The 20,273-nt window shown below is 49.5% G+C and carries 22 protein-coding genes; 9 read left to right on the plus strand and 13 right to left on the minus strand.

Annotation, left to right across the window (positions count from 1 at the left end):
* Positions 1 to 4 precede the first annotated feature (4 nt).
* Complete coding sequence (locus J5W02_RS12045; protein ID WP_219965949.1) at positions 5 to 1,192, minus strand: tRNA(Met) cytidine acetate ligase; 1,188 nt, start codon at positions 1,190 to 1,192, stop codon at positions 5 to 7.
* A 110-nt stretch (positions 1,193 to 1,302) separates the two neighbouring features.
* Between J5W02_RS12045 and J5W02_RS12050 the strand changes: the two genes are divergently transcribed.
* Positions 1,303 to 2,556, plus strand: coding sequence for an acetate/propionate family kinase (locus tag J5W02_RS12050; RefSeq protein WP_219965950.1), 1,254 nt, complete (start codon positions 1,303 to 1,305; stop codon positions 2,554 to 2,556).
* A gap of 59 nt (positions 2,557 to 2,615) precedes the next feature.
* On the opposite strand, the gene J5W02_RS12055 is transcribed toward J5W02_RS12050, so the two are convergent.
* The 11 genes from J5W02_RS12055 to J5W02_RS12105 form a co-directional block, all read right to left on the minus strand.
* Complete coding sequence (locus J5W02_RS12055; protein ID WP_219965951.1) at positions 2,616 to 3,230, minus strand: V-type ATP synthase subunit D; 615 nt, start codon at positions 3,228 to 3,230, stop codon at positions 2,616 to 2,618.
* A 103-nt stretch (positions 3,231 to 3,333) separates the two neighbouring features.
* Positions 3,334 to 4,749 (minus strand): V-type ATP synthase subunit B, encoded by a 1,416-nt coding sequence (locus tag J5W02_RS12060; protein ID WP_219965952.1) that lies wholly within the window; start codon positions 4,747 to 4,749, stop codon positions 3,334 to 3,336.
* Between the two features lie 45 nt (positions 4,750 to 4,794).
* Positions 4,795 to 6,555 carry a V-type ATP synthase subunit A gene (locus J5W02_RS12065; protein WP_219965953.1) on the minus strand — a complete coding sequence of 587 codons (1,761 nt, stop codon included), beginning with the start codon at positions 6,553 to 6,555 and terminating at the stop codon, positions 4,795 to 4,797.
* A 35-nt stretch (positions 6,556 to 6,590) separates the two neighbouring features.
* Positions 6,591 to 7,187 (minus strand): V-type ATP synthase subunit E, encoded by a 597-nt coding sequence (locus tag J5W02_RS12070; protein WP_219965954.1) that lies wholly within the window; start codon positions 7,185 to 7,187, stop codon positions 6,591 to 6,593.
* Between the two features lie 31 nt (positions 7,188 to 7,218).
* On the minus strand, positions 7,219 to 7,527 hold the full coding sequence (locus J5W02_RS12075) for a V-type ATP synthase subunit F (RefSeq protein WP_219965955.1): 309 nt from the start codon (positions 7,525 to 7,527) through the stop codon (positions 7,219 to 7,221).
* Between the two features lie 26 nt (positions 7,528 to 7,553).
* Positions 7,554 to 8,000, minus strand: coding sequence for an ATP synthase subunit C (locus J5W02_RS12080; RefSeq protein ID WP_219965956.1), 447 nt, complete (start codon positions 7,998 to 8,000; stop codon positions 7,554 to 7,556).
* 50 nt (positions 8,001 to 8,050) lie between these two features.
* Positions 8,051 to 9,994: a V-type ATP synthase subunit I gene (locus J5W02_RS12085; RefSeq protein WP_219965957.1), complete on the minus strand. Its 1,944-nt coding sequence runs from the start codon at positions 9,992 to 9,994 to the stop codon at positions 8,051 to 8,053.
* 3 nt (positions 9,995 to 9,997) lie between these two features.
* Positions 9,998 to 11,059 (minus strand): V0D/AC39 family V-type ATPase subunit, encoded by a 1,062-nt coding sequence (locus J5W02_RS12090; RefSeq protein ID WP_219965958.1) that lies wholly within the window; start codon positions 11,057 to 11,059, stop codon positions 9,998 to 10,000.
* Between the two features lie 5 nt (positions 11,060 to 11,064).
* Entirely contained in the window at positions 11,065 to 11,376 is a 312-nt protein-coding gene (locus tag J5W02_RS12095) for a hypothetical protein (protein WP_219965959.1), read from the minus strand.
* Between the two features lie 212 nt (positions 11,377 to 11,588).
* The gene (locus J5W02_RS12100; RefSeq protein ID WP_219965960.1) at positions 11,589 to 12,947 is read right to left on the minus strand and encodes a PFL family protein; all 1,359 of its coding nucleotides are present in this window, start codon (positions 12,945 to 12,947) and stop codon (positions 11,589 to 11,591) included.
* A 40-nt stretch (positions 12,948 to 12,987) separates the two neighbouring features.
* Positions 12,988 to 13,257 carry an ACT domain-containing protein gene (locus tag J5W02_RS12105; protein ID WP_219965961.1) on the minus strand — a complete coding sequence of 90 codons (270 nt, stop codon included), beginning with the start codon at positions 13,255 to 13,257 and terminating at the stop codon, positions 12,988 to 12,990.
* A gap of 246 nt (positions 13,258 to 13,503) precedes the next feature.
* Between J5W02_RS12105 and J5W02_RS12110 the strand changes: the two genes are divergently transcribed.
* The 7 genes from J5W02_RS12110 (at position 13,504) to J5W02_RS12140 (ending at position 18,850) form a co-directional block, all read left to right on the plus strand.
* A complete protein-coding gene (locus J5W02_RS12110) occupies positions 13,504 to 14,316 on the plus strand; it encodes a histidinol-phosphatase HisJ family protein (protein ID WP_219965962.1) in 813 nt (270 codons plus the stop codon).
* A gap of 27 nt (positions 14,317 to 14,343) precedes the next feature.
* The gene (locus tag J5W02_RS12115; RefSeq protein WP_219965963.1) at positions 14,344 to 14,829 is read left to right on the plus strand and encodes an Lrp/AsnC family transcriptional regulator; all 486 of its coding nucleotides are present in this window, start codon (positions 14,344 to 14,346) and stop codon (positions 14,827 to 14,829) included.
* The gene (locus J5W02_RS12120; RefSeq protein WP_219965964.1) at positions 14,801 to 15,991 is read left to right on the plus strand and encodes a pyridoxal phosphate-dependent aminotransferase; all 1,191 of its coding nucleotides are present in this window, start codon (positions 14,801 to 14,803) and stop codon (positions 15,989 to 15,991) included. The genes J5W02_RS12115 and J5W02_RS12120 overlap by 29 nt, the downstream gene beginning before the upstream one ends.
* A 34-nt stretch (positions 15,992 to 16,025) precedes the next feature.
* Complete coding sequence (gene ispE / locus J5W02_RS12125) at positions 16,026 to 16,898, plus strand: 4-(cytidine 5'-diphospho)-2-C-methyl-D-erythritol kinase (RefSeq protein ID WP_219965965.1); 873 nt, start codon at positions 16,026 to 16,028, stop codon at positions 16,896 to 16,898.
* Between the two features lie 77 nt (positions 16,899 to 16,975).
* Positions 16,976 to 17,860 carry a fumarylacetoacetate hydrolase family protein gene (locus tag J5W02_RS12130; RefSeq protein ID WP_219965966.1) on the plus strand — a complete coding sequence of 295 codons (885 nt, stop codon included), beginning with the start codon at positions 16,976 to 16,978 and terminating at the stop codon, positions 17,858 to 17,860.
* Between the two features lie 110 nt (positions 17,861 to 17,970).
* Positions 17,971 to 18,480 (plus strand): GAF domain-containing protein, encoded by a 510-nt coding sequence (locus J5W02_RS12135; RefSeq protein WP_219965967.1) that lies wholly within the window; start codon positions 17,971 to 17,973, stop codon positions 18,478 to 18,480.
* 28 nt (positions 18,481 to 18,508) lie between these two features.
* Complete coding sequence (locus tag J5W02_RS12140; protein WP_219965968.1) at positions 18,509 to 18,850, plus strand: arsenate reductase family protein; 342 nt, start codon at positions 18,509 to 18,511, stop codon at positions 18,848 to 18,850.
* Positions 18,851 to 18,856: 6 nt separating this feature from the next.
* Here the strand turns inward: J5W02_RS12140 and J5W02_RS12145 are convergent, their stop codons facing one another.
* Positions 18,857 to 19,453, minus strand: a complete 597-nt coding sequence (locus J5W02_RS12145; RefSeq protein ID WP_219965969.1) for a VanZ family protein — start codon at positions 19,451 to 19,453, stop codon at positions 18,857 to 18,859.
* Positions 19,454 to 19,578: 125 nt separating this feature from the next.
* Here J5W02_RS12145 and spoIIR point away from each other — a divergent pair, with 125 nt between their 5' ends.
* Positions 19,579 to 20,181: a stage II sporulation protein R gene (gene spoIIR, locus J5W02_RS12150; RefSeq protein WP_219965970.1), complete on the plus strand. Its 603-nt coding sequence runs from the start codon at positions 19,579 to 19,581 to the stop codon at positions 20,179 to 20,181.
* Positions 20,182 to 20,273 lie beyond the last annotated feature (92 nt).

A 20,273-nucleotide genomic window follows, 5' to 3' on the forward strand; every position in this document is an offset into this window, starting at 1 on the left:
ATGACTAAATAGAAATAATACCCATTGTCCTGTCGAGCCCGCAGGGCGCGATCTTTGGAATACATAAAGAATAAAGGTCAGTTGCTCTGCTTTCTAATTCAAGCATATTTTTCCCATTTTTGTCAAGAGAAAATATGTCTGAAGAATTGGTAATGACCGGAAGGGCTGCCCGCCCCTTCATGAAACGAAGAATTTCTGTTCCGCGCTGATTAAATCCCAGAATTCGCAGATAGGGGGGAGTTCCACGGCTCATGGAAGACTCCAGACCCAGGAAGGCGGAAAGAATAATCCGCCGGATTCTTGCGTGCGTATATCGTTTGGATTTGATTAAGCTGTACATTTCTTCCAGGTTCACGGCTCTGCGTGCTGCGGCGTATACCCGGTTTTCCAGTCCTTCACTGATATCGGGAAGGGCGGCAAAGCGGTCGGGACTCAGCGTTCTCAACTTTGCCAAAACGGCTCGCTCAATCAACGCGATGTCGGCAGGGGCGTTTCCGGCTTTGATTTCCCGTTCTGCCGTTTCTTCGGAGGACGGGGGCATCAGCTCCGAAAAATCCTCGCCTGCCCTCATCAATTTCCGTATCTGGGAAGCAGAGGCAACCCCGCCTTCCGCTGCGTGCGCGTCGTGAGCGGCGCCGACACGTTTGATTGTAAACGGTAAAATGTCGGAGTTTAGCTTTCGCAGCGCCTTCAGGTACTCTATGCCTAAAATATTATTGGGGTCGCGTAAAAGTTCCGAGGTTTCTTCGCCATACAGCCCCGCCACGGCGTTTTGCCTTGCTCGGGCAAAGGTTACACCGCTCTTGAGTTCCAAACGGATCTTTTCGCGCAGCTCGTCAGAGTGGAGTGCCTTTTCCGCTTGAAGCAGATCCGCCGTATTGCCGCATTCGCTGCCAAAACTCAGGATATCAACATCCATTGCATTCAGTAAAGATACTCCGCCGAATGCGAAGGTTTCCGCACCGGAAAGCGACCACGGCAGCGGCAGCTCCACAACAAGGTCTACGCCGTTTTCCAGCGCCTGTCTTGTCCGTGCCCACTTGGAGAGAATGGCCGGTTCCCCGCGCTGCACAAAGTTGCCGCTCATGACCGCGGTGATATGGGTCGCACCCGCTTTGCGGGTTTGTGCAATCAGCGCAGCATGTCCGTTATGAAACGGATTGTACTCAGAAACGATTCCTGCTACCAGCATTTTATGACAAACTCCTTGAAATTAATAGGTCAATGTACTATTATAATATACAGTATTCTTTTGGCGGATTCAATAGCCGCTCAGGTATATAACGTTTAGGAGGAAAAAGCATGAAGATTTTGGTAATAAATGCAGGAAGTTCTTCACTCAAATATCAGTTGATTGATATGGAAACCGAAGAAATGCTTGCGAAAGGCAACTGTGAGCGTATTGGGATAGAAGGAGGAACTTTTACCCATAAAACCGCAGACGGCCGCAGGAAGGACATGCAGGTTACCATGTCCGACCATAAAGAAGCTTTTAAGCTTGTCACGGCAGCTTTGACAGATAAAGAAGTCGGCGTTGTCAAAAATTTGTCCGAGGTTACGGCAATCGGTCACCGCGTAGCTCAGGGAGGCGCTATTTTCAGTAAGTCCCTGTTTATCAACGATGATGTAATCGATGGGATCAGAAGCCTGATTCCGCTGGCACCGCTGCACAACGGGCCGGAGCTTCAGGGAATTCTTGCCTGCCGCGAGGTTTTTGGAACAGCAATACCGGAATGTGTTGTTTTTGACACGTCCTTCCACTCCACCATGCCCAAAAAGGCTTATATGTTTGCCATTCCGTATGAATACTACGAGAAATATAAGATCCGCCGCTATGGTTTCCACGGTACTTCCCACCGCTATGTCAGCAACCACTGTGCGCACCTGATGCACCAGCCGATTGAGGACATCAACATGGTTACCTGCCACATTGGCAACGGTTCCTCTATTGCGGCCATCAAGGGCGGCAATGTTATCGATACCAGCATGGGCCTTACTCCGCTGGACGGCTTTATGATGGGTACCCGCTCCGGTTCTCTTGACCCGTCTGTCGTGACCTTCATTATGGAGAAGGAAAATCTTACCCCCACGCAGATGGACGAAATCCTGAACAAGAAATCCGGCCTGCTTGGCATCAGCGGACACAGCGATGACCGTGACGTAACGAAAGCGGAAATTGAGGGTGACCCCAAAGCGATTCTTGCGCATGAGATGCTTTCCTACCAGATTACGAAGTATATCGGTTCCTATGCGGCTGCAATGAACGGTCTTGACTGCATCGTCTTTACTGCCGGACTCGGCGAAAATCAGGCCCATCTGCGTTATGCGGTCTGCCGCGGCCTGAAGTTCTTCGGTGTAAAAATTGATCCGGTTCTCAATGATAAGATGGTTTCCGGCCGTGAGGGCAAAATTTCCACCTACGATTCCAAGGTTGCTGTCTATGTCATTCCGACAAACGAAGAGCTTGTCATTGCGCGCGATACCAAGGAAATTGTTGAGAAGCTGAATTATGCTTCCACTGAGGACAAGACGATCGTCGATCCTGAAGATATCTGATTTAACAGAAAATAGTAAGATAAAAGGATGCATCTTAAACGGATGCATCCTTTTTTAACTCATTTGCTGGCTTTCTGCCTTTTGATGACTTTTAAGCGGGAAAATTCTTCCCTGTCTTTCTCTTCCAGTGCGTCGGTAATAAACTTTACGGTTTGCTCAAAGCGGGGAATCATAATGTTTTTCAGCGCGTTGGCTCTTTTCTGCGTCTTTTTAATTGCATCCGCCAGTCGGTAAACGCTGTTTTCAACTTCCGCAAGTTCAGCGGTCAGCCGCTTTACTTCGTTGAATTTCATATACGCGTTATCAAGGGTAATATTGGTGGAATTTAGCCCGAAAGGAATCGGTACACATACGGTGTCAATCGAAACCATGGGAATCTCAACACCCATAACGCTCCTGTAGGCCACATTCAGGTTGTTGTCAAGCGGGACTGTGCGTGACAGCTCGTTGCAGATACCGAGCGTGATATTTGCCCTCTGCAGCGCGGCGTAAGCTTCATCGTAAGTATCGTCAATCACGCTCTGAATTTTTGCTGCACGCTCAATCAGAGCCATCATTTCACGGATAAGAATGTTGCGTTTACGGTCCAGAAGATCAAAGCCTGTGCGTGAAAGCGCAAGGGTCTTTTTTGTAGCGAGCAAATTGCCTTTTGTAGGGACGATCTGATTGCTCAATGCGGCTCACCTCCTTTTGGCCGGTAAAATTCATGCGTTTTAAGGGTGTTTTTGTCGGCCGCAATTTCTATGGTTAAAATCGCTTGATAGCACGATTTTAAATTTATTCCTCTTCAGGTTCCTGTTCGGTTTTCTCAGCGTTTTCTGATTTGCTGTAGTATTTGTCTAGAATCGCGTCATCCACACGGTCCAGTTCTCCGCGCGGCAGCGTAGAGAGCAGCTTCCAGCCCAGGTCAAGGCTCTGGTCGATGGTACGGTTTTCATTGAAGCCCTGATTGACGAACTGGGACTCAAACAGCTTGCCGAATTCGATATATTTTTTATCGACGGGGGAAAGCTCTTCTTCACCGATAACCGACGCAAGCGAACGGGCATCCATCACCTTCGCGTAGGATGCGAACAGCTGGTTGGAAAGAGCGGAGTGATCTTCGCGGGTAAAGCCTGCGCCGATGCCGTCCTTCATCAGACGGGAAAGGGAAGGCAGCACGGAAACCGGGGGATAGAAGCCGGAGCTGTCGAGGGAACGGTCCAGAACAATCTGTCCTTCGGTAATATAACCGGTCAGGTCAGGAACAGGGTGAGTCACGTCGTCGTTCGGCATGGTTAAAATCGGGATCTGTGTGACGGAGCCTTTTTTGCCGCGGATCATTCCGGCGCGTTCATAAAGGGAAGCAAGGTCGGAGTAGAGGTAACCCGGGAATCCCTTTCTGCCCGGTATTTCGCCTTTGGAAGAGCTGAATTCACGCAGCGCTTCCGCGTAGGAGGTCATATCCGTCATAATGACAAGGATGTGCATCCCCAGCTCAAAAGCGAGGTATTCGGCGACCGTCAGCGCGCAGCGCGGGGTCAGAATTCTTTCGATAATCGGGTCGTTTGCAAGGTTCAGGAACATAACGACCTTCTGTAACACGCCGGACTCGTCAAAGGAGCGGCGGAAGTATTCGGCGACATCGTTCTTAACACCCATGGCGGCGAAAACAATTGCAAAGTTGCTGCCGCTGTCGTCGCTGATTTTCGACTGTCTGGCAATCTGTACGGCAAGCTCGTTGTGCTTCATACCGGAGCCGGAGAAAATCGGCAGCTTCTGGCCGCGAATCAGCGTCATCAGGGTATCGATGGTGGAAATGCCGGTGTTAATATAGTTTTTCGGGTATTCTCTGGAAACCGGATTGATCGGCGTTCCGTTAATGTTGGCTTTTTTCAGGGGAAATATTTCTCCCAGACCGTCGATCGGGCGGCCGGAACCGTTGAACACGCGACCCAGAATTTCCGGGGAAAGCGGCATCTCCATCGGGTGCCCCATCAGCCTTGTGCTGGTATTGTCCAGTGAAATTCCGCGGGTACCTTCAAATACCTGAACGACAACACGGTTGCCTTCCATCTGAACAATTCGTCCCCGGCGCATGGTGCCGTCATCCATATGGATATCGACGACCTCTTCAAATGAAGCGTTCTCAACATCGTCCAGAACAATCAGAGAACCGTTAATTTCTTTTAATCCGATATAATCAAGGATCATGGTGTAACCACCTTCTTAGGTAAAATTAGGAGTTTCGCGCGGGCGTCAGGAAGCAAGAATGGAAGATAAGGTCCGGTCTATTTCCTTCATATAGTCATCAAACATTTCCAGTTTATTGTTGGGAATGTCGTATTTCATTTTTACCAGCTTGTCAAACAGGCCCGACTGCACAATACCGGAAATCGGCACCGATGCGGCCACGATCTGTTTTGCTTTTTTATAGAGATAGAGAATTACTTTCATCATCAGCTTCTGCTTTTCAAGGGGAACAAAGGTATCTTCCGCGTGGAAGGCGTTCTGCTGTAAGAAACCAACCCTGATAATTCTTGCAATCTCAATAATCAGCTTCTGGTCGTCAGGCAGAACGTCTGAACCGATCAGTTTAACAATTTCCATCAGCTGGTTTTCTTCCTGCAGAATTTTATTAATCTGTTTACGGTATTTGATGAAGTCTTCGCCCACATGCTCTGCATACCACGGATCAAGATCGGTGAAATATTCACTGTAGCTCTGTGTCCAGTTGATTGCCGGATAGTGTCTGGCGTAGGCAAGGGCTTTGTCCAGCGCCCAGAAGCAGCGGGTAAAACGTTTTGTATTCTGTGTGACAGGTTCCGAAAAGTCGGAACCCTGTGGGGAAACAGCGCCGATAATGGTAATGGAACCGTCCGTGCTGTTCAGGTTTCTCACCATCCCCGCGCGCTCGTAGAATTCGGAAAGGCGGCTGGGCAGATATGCCGGGAAGCCTTCCTCGGCGGGCATTTCCTCCAGACGGCCGGAAATCTCACGGAGAGCTTCCGCCCAGCGGGAAGTGGAGTCTGCCATAATGGCAACATGGTAACCCATGTCACGGTAATACTCGGCAAGCGTAATACCGGTGTAGATGGAAGCTTCACGCGCAGCAACAGGCATGTTGCTGGTGTTTGCAATCAGTACGGTTCGGTCGGTCATGGGTCTGCCGGATTTCGGGTCGATCAGCTCTGAAAATTCATCCAGTACCTGACTCATTTCGTTTCCGCGTTCACCGCAGCCAACATAGATAATGATATCCGCGTCGCACCACTTGGCAAGCTGGTGCTGCGTCATTGTTTTTCCAGTACCGAATCCACCGGGGATTGCCGCAGTGCCTCCCTTGGAAATAGGGAAGAGGGTGTCTATGACACGCTGACCGGTAATCAGCGGCACTTTTGTCTGTAAGCGCTCGGTTACCGGGCGCGGCACACGAATCGGCCAGCGCTGGCAAAGCGAAAGCTGGTGTAAATCTCCGTGTTCATCCTGCAGTTCCACGATGGTGTCATGCACTTTATACTGACCGTTCGCGCTTACCTTGGTTACAACGCCGGAAAGGCGCGGAGGCACCATGCACCTGTGCTTGATAATCGTTGTTTCAGGGCATTCGGCGTAAACGTCGCCGCCCTTTAATCGGTCGCCCTCTTTTACGGTGACCGTTACGTCCCAAAGCCGGGTTTCGTCCAAAGCGGATACGTTGCTTCCGCGGGCAATAAAGGCGCCGGACTGTTCTGCAACGCTCTTCAGCGGGCGTTCAATTCCGTCAAAAATATTATCGATAATTCCAGGCCCAAGGGTTACGTTCATTGGGCTGCCGGTGCCGACAACAGGTTCGCCCGGTTTTAGGCCCGTGGTTTCCTCGTAGACCTGAATGGTAATAAATTTATCTGTAATGCCAATGACTTCGCCAACCAGACGTTCGTCTCCGACATATACCATTTCCATCATGGAAAAGCTGCGCGAGTCTTTTACGGTAACGACGGAACCGTTTATTCCGAATATTACATTCTGATTATCCATCTCATTCATCTCCGTTATAACAATTGGGCTCGGGCTCAGACGATAGCCATCCCCGAGTTTTCTGCAAACCACTCGCGCTGGTCCTCCAACATGGAATCAAGCGTGATGTCCGCCGAAATGCCCATTTGCGAATTGTAGGCGCGGATTCCGCCGATATGAATGTCGGGGTTGATCTTAAAAGTACAGTCTTTTCCAAAAGCCTCTTTTATCAGCTCTTGGTATTTTTCATCTTCTTTTTTAATACAAAGGACAGTGCCGGGTTTTGTGAAGGTTTTAGAAAGTTCCGCCGCGAATTTTTTCAGCAGAGCAGTGTATTCGCTTTTCTGAGTATACTCGATCAGCGCATTATTAGCACGCTCAAAAACCTTGGCGGTAATACTCTGGCGTTTAGCCAGAAGTTCTTTACGGCCTTCCATTTCACGCTGAGCCATTTCACGGGAAATTCCGTTGCGCATTTCCGCCATTTCTTTCTGTATCAGACGATAAGCTTCAGTCAGTACCTCCACCTCGGCTTCGTCCAGCTCTCTTTGTTTGAATTCCGATACCTCCTGCTCAATCTTTTTACGCTGTTCTTCCGCGTAGTGATTGATAGCAAGGTAAAATTTATTCATTTTGTCATCATTGACCGCCATGGTTGAACCCCCGTTCCGCCGTAAATGCGGCTTAAATTTTCAGCCCGATCGCCTCACGGACATAACGGGTAATCGAATCCTTCGTACGGCCGTTGCCGTGTCTGTCCGGAATTTCCAGTATAAGCGGGCGCTTTTGGTTGAGCTTTAAATCATAAACCAGTTCGGGGCAAAGGGACAGCAGTGTCTCCGTTATCAGAATAACGGCAACATCTTCCATTGCCATTGCCTCTTTCAGTGCTTTTTGCACTTCGGCGGTTTCATGAACCACCACGCCGTCAATACCGGCCAAACGCAGCCCAACCTGAGTATCCACATTATCGCTTATCAGGTAAAAGCGCATAAGAATGCACCTCAGCTTTCGATCAGTTAAACCTTATTCAGGATCAGGATGGAAATCAGCAGGCCGTACAGGGCAATACCTTCGCCCAAAGCCACGAAGATCAGCGCTTTACCGAACGCCTTCGGATCTTCACTGGTTGCGCCGATTGCAGCAGGAGCCGCAGCGGCAACAGCAATACCGCCGCCGATACCTGCAAGACCGGTAACGAGTGCGGCCGCAATCAGGCCCATTCCTGTGGAATTGCTGGCAGCGGTTCCGGTTTCAGAGGAACTCGGCTTGGCGGGAGTGTCGGAAGGTGTAGTTGCGGAAGCAACAACCGGAATCGCAAAGGTAAGAACACAGACCGCCATAAAGGTCAAAAGCTGCGTTGCTACTGCGCTGTGAATTTTTTTCCCGTTTTTAACGGAACGGACAGAAAAGATCACCGATGCAATTAAGAACAATACGGGCAAGCTGATTAATACGAATTTCATGATAGTACCTCCATCAAATGTCTGATTGATATAGTTATCGGAAAAAAGCATTACTGCTCCTTACGAACAACAACAGGATTGAACGGGCGGCCTCCGCCGTCAAAGAAACGACTGAACATTTCATAGAATTCAAGTCGTAACACCTGAATTCCTACAAGCAGTCCCTCAAGTGCCATGACAAACACGTTGCCGATCATGACGATCAGGACGTAGCCAATGCCGCCGGACATTCCGGCAAGTGTAAACACAACCAGCATCATGCCGGCATGAACAAGGACAAAAGCACCTACACGCAGAAAACTCATGGTGTTTGTTGCAAAACTCAGAAGAAATTCAAACACCTCAAAGAAGTTCTGCATAATGAAATCGCCCCATTTTTCGGGCTTCCAGTCCGGTTTGCGCTCAACTAAACCGCCGAGCACTTCACGGAAGAACATCACGGCAATCGGCAGAATAATGAAACACAAAACATAGGTCGGGCTGACTATCTGCCAGCCAAAAGCAACCTGTCCGCCGAAACCGGCCACCAAAGCGGTATAAAAAATGAAACCCGCGACCCCGTTGGGGCCGAAAAGCGCGTTTTCATAGTGCTTTCTTTTCAGGGAAGAGTAGATGTTTATCAGGATTGCTAAAATGACCAGTATCACGCCGATTCCCACCGCGGAGTAAATAATCATGTTGGTGGTGGCGGGCTTCATCACTTCAACCGGTTTTTCCGCAAATCCAAGCGCGCGGTATATCGGGTCAAGCGCATTCTCAAAACCGAAGACAGAGCCGAAAACCAGTCCGAAAATTCCGGAAGAGACTCCGCAGGGAATCAAAATTCTGCCCAGTTTCATCTGTTTCTTTTTCCACATATACCAGCCGATCAGGGAAACACAGAGCCCCTGCCCAAGATCGCCGAACATGATGCCGAACAGCAGGAAATAGGTGAGCGCAACAAACGGGGTCGGGTCGACCTCATCGTAGCACGGCAGACCGTACATATCCACAAAGAATTCGAAGGGCCGGAACACTTTCTTGTTCTTCAGTTCCACAGGCGGAGAGTGTAAAAGCTCCTCCTCGGCTCCTTCAAAGGTGTAATTCAAAGATTCGACTTTGTCGAGTTCCTTTTTGAAATAGGTTTCCTGATCCGCCGGAATCCAGCCGGTCAGAATGAAATTATCATTGTAGCGGGCAGCGTAGCGCCGGATTCCGAAATAGACGGATTGTTCCGTCAGCCAGGAATAGACCTTCTGGCACATCGTTTTTTCTTTTTTCCAAAGTGCTTCGAACCGTTCGTCAACCCGTTTTATGCGTTCTATTTCAACGTCTCGTTTGCTGCGGAGCGTTTCCACGCCCGTTTCCGGGCTGCCGGTCAGTTCCGTCAAGCGCGTCCTTTCAAAATAGAGGCTGGAGAAAATCCGGTCAACCTCGCTGACCATATCGATGGGCGAAAAATATACCCCCCAATAATGAGTTGCATCACTCGTTGACGGAAAAAATATAACATATGGATTTTGCTTATAAGAATTCAGTTTTTCGTAGCTTTCCCTCGGCAGGGCGCCAAACCGAACCTTAATGTACTTGCAGGCGTGAATCTGGTCCAGATCCAGATCAAGGCCCACAAAATGACTGATTTTTTCTATTTCATTCGTGTAATTCTGAATATTGAGCTGAGCGTCCGCGCGTTCTTTCTGCAGCTGGCTGAAGGAAGATGATATATAGTCCACATAGGCGTTCATATCTTCGCGGCTCATCTTGATTCCGGAAACCTCGTCGGCACTCAGCAGGGTGAGTTTCTTTTTGGAACCTGCCAAAGAGTCGGCCAGCTGCTGCAGCGGTTCGGAGTATGGATTTTCTTCATTCAGCGGTGAAAAATCAGAGGTATCGGAGTAAAATGACAGCGCATTGTCGGGGTGAAAAGAACAGGATTTTCCGCACAGTGTAGTGGCTTGATCCAAGTCAGCCATTCTTCCTATAATACTAACCACTTTAACTTTTAAAACGGCCAAATATCAATCACTCCTTTCACTGAAATTATAAACGACAAGTAATTTCGCAATCTCTTCAGGAGGTAATTTGTATCTGATACCCTCAACGATGGTAACGATGTCCATTAGTTCGATCTGCATAAGAAAGGTGTAGGATATCAGTACGACCGACGGATGTGTAGAAAAATGAATGTCGTGCCGGCAGGTCATGTATTTCACACGGTTGGAAATTTCGCCCGCGTAGCTGTGTTCAATTTTCAAAAAGTGTTTGCCGACGGCGGTCTGTTCCATCAGCTTGGTTACGGCATCGGCGCTTTCCGCTTCGATCATCTCGTCCAGAATCCGTTTGTTGATGTTTCCGAACGGCAGCAGCGAACTGCGAATGAAATCGGGGCCAGCGTTGTAGGAAACCTTTAGACGGATAATGCGGGCGTAATTAATCAGATCAATGTAAGAGTTAAAAATATCGCGGAGCTGTCTTGCCGTCTCTCCGTGAGTATGCTGGTCGATCACTTCAAAAACGCTGCTGTATAAATAAGTATAAAGAGCATTCTCAATTCCAGTGTAGTTCAACGGAATTCCTTCAATCGGCCGGAAGCCTTCCAGAAGTTTCTGGTACGGTGTGTGGCTGAGTGCGCTTATCAGATCATCATAGCTTTTAACCTGACTGAGCGCCGTCAGATTAATGTGCGTATGCCTTGTCAGATACATCGGCAGCGCAAACACATAATCTTCCGGCGTTCCCGCTTCCAGTAAAAGAATGCTGTGCAGAATCTGCTCAATCTCGCTTCGTGTAATTACATACTGCGAAAAATGTTCTCCGACAGATATTTCGTATCGGCACAGAGAGGCATATTCCTCGAAAAGCTTCTGCTTCAGCCTGGCTTCCAGCTGACCGCGGTGGACGTTGTTTTGGTCAATCCCTGCAAGTGCTTTGCCGTAAGAAGTCCGTGTTTTCAGGTAGCTGGCGACTTCGCCCACATTCTGACAGGCCAGCAGTTCTCTGTAATTCTGTTTTGTAAGGCGTCTTCCATACATGGCGCGTGCCTTAGACAAAATTGCGTTGGAGGAAAGGGTGGAAAGCATTTCGATCACTCCCCTAGTACACGGGCGACGATTGCATTCACCCAAGTGTCGCTGTTTTTGGTGTAAAGGTCATCAAGCTTTGAAGAAAGCTCGGCAATTTTCTTTTTCTTTTCGTTCCATTCTGCCTCGGCAACCGCACGTTCATTTGGTTCGTTCAGGGCAATCCTTTTTCGTGCTCTTTCAAGATAATCGTTTCGGATCTGTTCCCTTTTTTCAGCTACTTCCTTTTCGGAACTCACTTTTTCCATCTGAGCCGCATCGGTGATCTCTCTGGCTTTACGATCCATCTCGACAATCTGCTTAATCAAATCTTGCATTTGACCGCGCCTCCTCGTGGCGAAATAAACAATTTATTTCAAAATATTTGTAAACATATTACATGTCTGGCGTTTATCCATTATAGTCCTCTTAAATGGCTTTTACAATATGCAATAATACGCAATGAAATTCACAGTATTTAATTAAATTAGACATAGTGTTGAAAATAACGGGAAATTTATGACTAATTTATGAATAAACGGTTTTTGATTTAGTTTTTCAAACTCTGCATCGGAGCGGGAATCCGTCCGCCGCGCTGAATAAATTTTAACGGCGAATAACGGTTCACTTCCATTACCGGGCCGCCGCCCAGAAGACCGCCGAAATTCAGCTCTTCTCCGGCCTTTTTGCCGATGGCCGGGATGATGCGCACCGCGGTGGTTTTTGAGTTGACCATGCCGATTGCGGCTTCGTCCGCAATAATGGCGGAGAGGATTTCCGCGGGTGTGTCGCCCGGTACCGCGATCATGTCCAGACCGACGGAGCAGACGGCCGTCATTGCTTCCAGCTTAACAATGCTCAGTGCGCCGCAGCGTGCCGCGTGAATCATACCGGCGTCCTCCGTAACTGGAATAAACGCGCCGGACAGTCCCCCTACATGAGAGGACGCCATTACGCCGCCTTTTTTGACAGCGTCGTTTAACAGAGCAAGAGCGGCGGTCGTGCCATGCGCACCGCAGCACTCCAGTCCCATTTCTTCCAAAATATACGCTACGGAATCGCCGACGGCCGGGGTCGGGGCGAGGGAAAGATCCACAATGCCGAACGGAACGTACAGCCTGCGGGATGCTTCCTGCGCCACAAGCTGACCCATGCGTGTAATTTTAAATGCTGTTTTCTTAATGATGTCCGCGACTTCCGTAATATCACAGTCACCGGCTTTTGCCAGTGCCGCGCGGACTACGCCGGGGCCGGAAACGCCTACGTTTATTACACAGTCCGGTTCACCGGCTCCGTGAAAAGCACCCGCCATAAACGGGTTGTCTTCCGGCGCGTTGCAGAAAACAACCAGCTTGGCCGCGCCAATGCAGTCGCGGTCGGCAGTCGCTTCCGCCAGCTCGCGGATTACCTTGCCCATTTTTGCCACAGCGTCCATGTTGATGCCCGCCTTGGTGGTGCCGATATTGACGGAGGAACAGACGAATTCCGTTTCGCTTAAAGCTTCCGGAATACTTTTTATCAGTGCATAGTCACCGGGCGCAAAGCCTTTATGCACCAGAGCGGAGTACCCCCCAATGAAGTTGACGCCGGTCGATTTGGCAGCGCGGTCAAGGGCCTTGGCAAAATGCACAGGATTTTTTCCCGGACAGGCTGCCGCGATCATTGCAATGGGAGTGACGGCGATTCGTTTGTGAATGATCGGAATACCGTATTCTTTACTGATATTTTCGCCGGTTTTTACCAGATTACCCGCATAGCGGCAGATTTTATCGTAAATTTTATCACATGATTTCTCAATGTCAGAATCGACGCAGTCCAGCAGGGAAATCCCCATCGTAATGGTGCGCACGTCCAGATTCTCATTGTCAATCATATTGATGGTTTCCAGTATATCATGAGAGTTGACCATTGGTTGTCCTCAGACCCTTCTTTATATAATGTAAGCTTTTTCAGATCCGGTGCATGGAGTTGAAGATGTCCTCGTGCATCACATGAACGGTCAGGTTCATGTCGCTGCCGATTGCCGTGAGCTTGTCCGAAAGTTCATTAAAAGGGATGGTGGATTTCGAAATGTCAACCATCATAATCATGGCAAACAGATCCTGCAAAATTGATTGTGTTACTTCAACGACGTTTACTCCGTTGTCGGCGCAGATTGTAGAAACCCTGGCCAGGATACCCACCATATCTTTACCGATGACTGTAATGACCGCACGCATAGTATTACCTCCAAATGAATAAATTGTTAATAAAAAATTGCAAACTTACTTAACATTATGACTGACATTTGGGTTCTTGTCAATAGAATCACCCGCACGGGACGAGCCGTGCGGCGTAGTCATTCTGTTCAAACATCCGCCCGATTATTCGGTGCAAAATATTGATGATTGACCTATAAATATACATTGTTTTATGTTACTATAATATATTAATAAGGTAATACGCTTTTTGCCGGGAGGAAATCTATGAAATATCATTATCTATCAGATAGCCACGTCCATTCCGACTGTTCGCGCGATGCCAATGATCCGACCATGATGATGTGCGAAAGCGCTGCCCGGCTTGGGCTTTATTCCATTACCATGACCGACCACTGTGAATGCAACGCTTACAGAACGGAAGGATACGATAAAAGTGCCCGTCAGTCTTATTTTGAAGCGCGCAAGGCGGGTGCGGTTTTTCACGGACGGCTGAACATCTACTCCGGTGTGGAGCTTGGACAACCCATGCAGGATCTTTCCGCCGCTGACGATGTTCTGGAAGCCTGTGACTTTGACTTTGTGCTTGCTTCCGTCCACAGCACGAAAAACAACGTGGATTTTTATGATATGGACTATGCACGCACGGATATTGACGATGCTCTTAACCGATACTTTAACGAAATTCAGGAAATGATTGAATGGGGGAAATTCGATTCTCTGGCCCATCTGACCTATCCCTGGCGGTATATTGTCGGCGAACACAATATTAAAATTGACGACAAAAAATACGCCGGAAGAATCGATGAAGTGCTGAACGCACTGATTTTGAAGCGCAAGGCCCTGGAGGTAAACACTTCCGGGCTTCGTCAGAAGATTGGGACAACCCTGCCGGATCTGTCCATCATTGCCCGTTACCGCGAACTTGGCGGCAAGCTGATTACCGTGGGGTCGGACGCGCACCGCTGGGCCGACGTGGGGGGCGGTGTTGAAAAGGGATTCAGTCTTCTGCTTTCCGCGGGATTCCACCATTTTACCGTTTATCAGCACCATATCCCGAAATTTTTACCGATATCTTAATGCTTTATTTTAGGAGGAGTATTTATTATGGACCGTTTACTGAATCTTTTGGATGAAAATGCACGCCTGACCACTGAGCAGCTGGCCGTTATGCTCAACAAAACCCCTAACGAGGTCGCGGATGCCATTGCCGATTATGAAAAGCAGGGGGTTATCCGGGGCTATAAAGCGCTGATTAACTGGGAGAAGATCGACGAAAACAAAGCAAGCGCGCTGATCGAGCTGCGGGTTTCCCCCAAGCGCGACCGCGGTTTTGATGAAATTGCCAACCGTATTATGCAGTTTGACGAAGTGGAAAGCGTTTACCTGATGTCCGGCGGCTACGATCTGGCGGTCAAAGTTCACGGCAAAAGCATGCAGGAAATCGCCATGTTTGTTATGCGCCGCCTTTCCACGCTCGACTCCGTTCTTTCCACAGCCACTCATTTTATCCTGACCCGTTACAAAGACGGCGGCGTCATCCTGAATTCAGAGGATGAGAAGGATGATAGAAGGAGTGTTCTGTGTGATTGATTACCAGTCCGTACTCAATGACGAAATTAAGCAGCTGAAGCCCTCCGGCATCCGCCGCTTTTTTGATATTGCAAACGAAATGGATAACGTGATCTCCCTCTCCATTGGCGAACCCGATTTTTCGACTCCGTGGCATGTTCGTCAGGAAGGAATTAAAACACTAGAGGACGGCAAGACCTGGTATTCGCCGAACCGCGGGTTTATGGAGCTGAGGGAGGAAATCTGCCGGTGGCTGAAACATCGCTATCATATTGAATATGAGGCGAAAAACGATGTCGTCGTGACAGTGGGCGGCAGTGAGGCAATTGACCTTTGCATCCGCTGTCTCATCAACCCCGGTGAGGAAGTGCTGATTCCCGAGCCGAGCTTTGTCTGTTACCGGCCTTTAACAGAAATGGCAGGCGGTGTTCCGGTTACGATTGAAACCAAGCAGGAGGACAAGTTCCGCCTGACCGCAAAAGCACTGCGGGAAAAGATCACGCCGAAAACAAAGCTGCTGATCCTTCCTTTCCCCAACAATCCGACCGGTGCCGTGATGCGCCGCAGGGATCTGGAGGAAATTGCGGAAATTGTCCGGGAAAACGATCTGCTCGTGCTTTCCGACGAGATCTACAGTGAGCTGACCTACGGCGATACCCGCCATGTTTCTTTTGCCGCCATTGAAGGGATGAAAGAACGCACCGTTGTGGTAAACGGCTTTTCCAAAGCATTCGCAATGACCGGTTGGCGTCTTGGCTACGCAGTAGGGCCGAAGGAAATTATCGCACAGATGACCAAGCTTCACCAGTACGGCATTATGAGCGCCCCCACTATGGCGCAGTACGCTGCAATTGAAGCCATGAAAAACGGTGACAGTGACATTGACGAAATGCGCGAGCAGTATGATATGCGCCGCCGACTGATTGTGGACGGCTTCAACGCTATGGGTCTGACCTGCTTTGAGCCGGAAGGAGCTTTCTATGTTTTTCCCTGCATCAAAAGCACGGGAATGACTTCTCAGGATTTCTGTGAAAAGCTGATTTACGCGGAGCATGTTGCGGTGGTTCCCGGGGATGCATTCGGTGATTGCGGGGAAGGATATGTTCGTGTCTCCTATTCCTATTCCATTAAGCATATTACGGAGGCAATGTCCCGTATCGGACATTTTCTGAAGAATTTATAATGTCGGCATAAGATCGCAGGAGGAGAACCGAAGGATGCCTTTTTCAGTCAAAGCAAATGCGAAAATTAACTTAACGCTGGATATAACCGGGAAACGGGAGGATGGCTATCATCTTCTGCGCATGGTGATGCAGTCTGTTTCCCTTTGCGATACCCTTACGCTCCGTACGGAAGGAGAGGGGACCCGCCTTTTCTGTGACCGGGATGAAATCCCCTGCAAGGAAACCAACACCGTCTATCAAGCGGCCGCGGCCTTTTTCGCGCTCACCGGCATTGCGCCCAACCTGACGGTACATATCAAGAAGGTGATTCCGACCCAGGCGGGCCTGGGCGGCGGCAGTGCCGACGCCGCTGCTGTGCTGCACGCACTGAATCAGATACACGGTACCGGTCTGACGGAGGAAACACTCTGTGCGCTCGGACTGAAAATCGGTGCGGATGTTCCGTTCTGCGTTGTGGGGGGAACCGTGCTTGCCGAGGGCATCGGGGAAAAACTGACGGTTTTGCCCTCGATGCCGCCGTGCCATATTGTTATCTGTAAGCCGCCGGTGGGCGTCAACACCCAAAGAGCCTATGCGCTGGCGGATGCCGCCTCTAAGCGGGGAAGCGGATTTTCCGCAGCAATGCTGGAGGCCGTTCAGACTCAGGATCTTCACGCGGTCGCTCAAAATCTTGGCAATGAATTTGAACAGGTGATGCATCTAGCCGAGGTTCAGCATATCAAGACCGCAATGACCCGGCACGGTGCGCTCGGCGCGTGTATGACCGGCAGCGGTTCGGCTGTTTTCGGAATTTTTGAAGACCCTGCCAAAGCACTTTCCTGTCAGTCGGCACTGAAAGATGTATATCCGGAAGTCTTCGTCTGTGAGCCGGTCCCGTCCGGCTGTGTGCCTCAGAATATTTTCTGAAAGCGGTTCATTCCCGCCGTGAAAAACCGATCGTTCATTTTTGCTGAATTCCTTCTATTTAATGAAAAGAGGTATTTATGAAACTACTCACTTATTTACACAGCGGCAAAGAAAACGCGGGTGTGCTGTCAAAAGACGGGACAAGTGTTTTCCCGTTTTGCAGCTTCGGACTTCCGTATAACGATATGAATTCTTTTATCCGCGATTCCGGCATGTCCCGTTTGAATGAACTCAGCCAAGCGCTCGAGTCAAAAACGGACGGCGGCGTTCCGTTCAGCGAAATCAAATTGCTGGCGCCGATTCCGCAGCCGGCACAGGACGTAATCTGTCTGGGCGTCAATTTTCTTGCCCATGCGCAGGAATCCGCCCGCTATAAAAAAGAGGTCTTTGAGCAGGACCGTGCCGCCGCCGTCTATTTCTCCAAAAGAGTGGACAGGGCGGTCGCGACCGGAGATGAGATCGACGGGCATTTTGATATCGTGGATTCGCTGGACTACGAAGCCGAGCTTGCGGTTGTCATTGGCAGGGACGCCAGAGATGTTTCGGAACAAGATGTTTTTTCCTATATTTTGGGCTATACGGTCATGAATGATGTCAGCGCCAGAAACCTGCAGACCCGGCACAAGCAGTGGTATTTTGGAAAGAGTCTGGACGGCTTTGCGCCGATGGGGCCTTGGATTGTAACGGAAGAGGAGTTTGACCGGCCCCCGGTTCTTTCCGTTCAGTCGCGGGTGAACGGGGAAGTCAGGCAGAACAGTACCACCGGATTATTTATCACTTCCATAGAATCAGCCGTCAGCGAACTCTCCCAAGGGATGACGCTGAAAGCAGGAACCATTATTTCCATGGGAACTCCCGCCGGAGTCGGTATGGGCTTTGACCCGCCCAAATTCCTCAAGCCGGGCGATGTGGTCGAGTGTGAAGTCGAAAAAATCGGTACGCTTAGAAACACCATTCAATAAACCGAAAGCCGTATTCCAAATCAACGGAATGCGGCTTTCTGCTGAATAAGCTATGGAGATTCCCGTCCATTCAGGGAATCGTAAAATTTCATTCAATATGGAGGCAGTTTATGGAGCAAACAATCTCTCTTTACCCGGAAGATCAAAAAGAAATGTACGCGCTTTTAAAAGCACAGATGAAAGCGGTTCTGGACGGGGAACACCATGTGATCCCAAATCTGGCGAACGCTTCCGCACTGTTGAACGGCGCACTGAAAAACATCAACTGGGTCGGTTTTTACCTCAAAAATCAGGACGAGCTGCTGCTCGGGCCGTTTCAGGGAAAGCTTGCCTGCGTGCATATCGCGTTTGGAAAAGGTGTCTGCGGCACCGCGTACAGCCGCGGGGAAACCGTGCTGGTAAAGGACGTTCACCAGTTCCCCGGCCATATTGCCTGTGACTGTGACTCCCGCTCTGAAATCGTTGTTCCTCTGTTCCATCGGGGTCAGGTTGTCGGAGTGCTGGACATCGACAGTCCACTGCTTGCCCGTTTTGACGAAACGGATGCCCGCGAGCTGGAGGAGATTGCCCGAATCCTCGGAAATTCCTGCGATTGGGCCGAGCTGCCCGGTTTACAATAAGGAACCGAAGCGAAAAGGAGAAAAAGAATTGAATATTCAGATATTCGGGAAAGCGAAATGCTTTGATACTAAGAAAGCGGAGCGTTATTTTAAAGAACGGAAAATAAAATATCAGAGTATTGACGTAGCGAAATACGGGATGAGCAAGGGCGAATTCAGCAGTGTGAAGGCGGCTGTCGGCGGCCTTGAGAAGCTGATTGAAGAAAATTCCAGGGACAGCGCCGCCGCGCTCATCAAATATCTTGCCGGGGATCAGGCAAAAGAGGAAAAGCTGCTTGAAAACCCAAAGCTGTTCAAAACCCCCATCGTCCGCAACGGAAAACAGGCGACCGTGGGCTATCGGCCAGAGGTCTGGCAAACATGGGAGTAGGAATCATCAGGAGTAGTGTTTCCCTTTGCGTTTCGGCCTGAAGAGGCCGCGCAAGCCCGAAAAAATTAAGTAGGCCAAAAGACAGCCAGCCGCATTCAGCAGAATGTCCTCCGTTTCCACAGCCCGAATTGCGGAGCCGTACAGAATATTGCCCAGAAGCTGCAGCCCTTCAATTGCAGTCGGCACCAGAAGGGAAAGGGCGAGCATCCGGCCAAAATGAAAATGCGGGTTGCTCAGCGGTACGAGTACCCCGAGCGGCATCAGCAGAATAAAATTTCCGCCGATGACGCGGAAAAACTCTTTGAAGCTGCCGATTCTGACGGAATTGTGAAAGATGTTAGCCGCGGACTCAAACGGAATCCAGTCAATCTGGCTCAAAGCCCACGCGGTTGATTTTGCGCTGATATGCCATTTCTGCGGCAGCGGAAGAGAAACGGTAAGGCTGAGCACGACGGCCAGATACATAAATAGAACAGCCAGAAAGAAATTTTTCAGCGGCTTGATATGTCTGAAAAACAGAATCAGGCAGATAAAGTATAAAATGAGCCCGATCAGCATCTGTAAAACAAAGCCGGGTAAAGAGCCAAGGATCGTTTTAGACATAAAACCCCTTCTTTTTTCGAAATTGATATCATTATAACCTACTCATTCTCAAAACACAACGAATAAAAGCGATATTTTATGTCAATAATTCCCTTGCAACATAAACAAAGAAGGGGCTTACGTACATGAAATTGTTTGAAAAATCGCTTTGTCTGGCACTGATTTTAACCGTGCTGTTTTCCTTTACCGGTTTTGCCGCCGGGTGTGAAGATATACCGAACCATGTGCTTCGCCTGCATGTTCTTGCAAATTCCGACTCCGAAGTGGATCAGGCGCTGAAACTGAAGGTGCGCGACCGGATTCTTGCCGAGAGTAAGGGACTGATGGACAATGTCAAGGACAAAACTGAGGCACAGGAAGCGGTGCGTGCCGCTCTGCCGCAGCTGAAAGCGGCGGCACAGGATGAAATTAGCAAACAGGGCTTTGATTATCCCGTCAATGTGGAAATGGTTCATATGTATTTTACCACCAGAGAATATCAGACGGTGACGCTCCCGGCGGGAGATTATGATTCTCTGCGCGTGACCATCGGGAAAGCCGCGGGCCACAACTGGTGGTGCGTGATTTTTCCGCCGATGTGCCTGCCCGCCGCCGAGGAGCCCAAGGAACTGGGCGACGTGCTTAACGCGAATCAGCTGGGTATCGTAGAGGGAAAAGGCGAGTTTGAAGTGAAATTCAAGTCGGTGGAACTTTACGAACAGTTGAAAAATTATCTGGAAAAGAAATAATTGGTTTCTGTCAACCACCTGTGCGTGCTTTCTTATGCGCAGCATCTATGCTATAATGTTCAGTAGAAAATCAGGATACTGAATGTTTGGGG

This window comes from Caproiciproducens faecalis, from assembly GCF_019448085.1.
GTDB classification, from domain to species: domain Bacteria; phylum Bacillota; class Clostridia; order Oscillospirales; family Acutalibacteraceae; genus Caproiciproducens; species Caproiciproducens faecalis.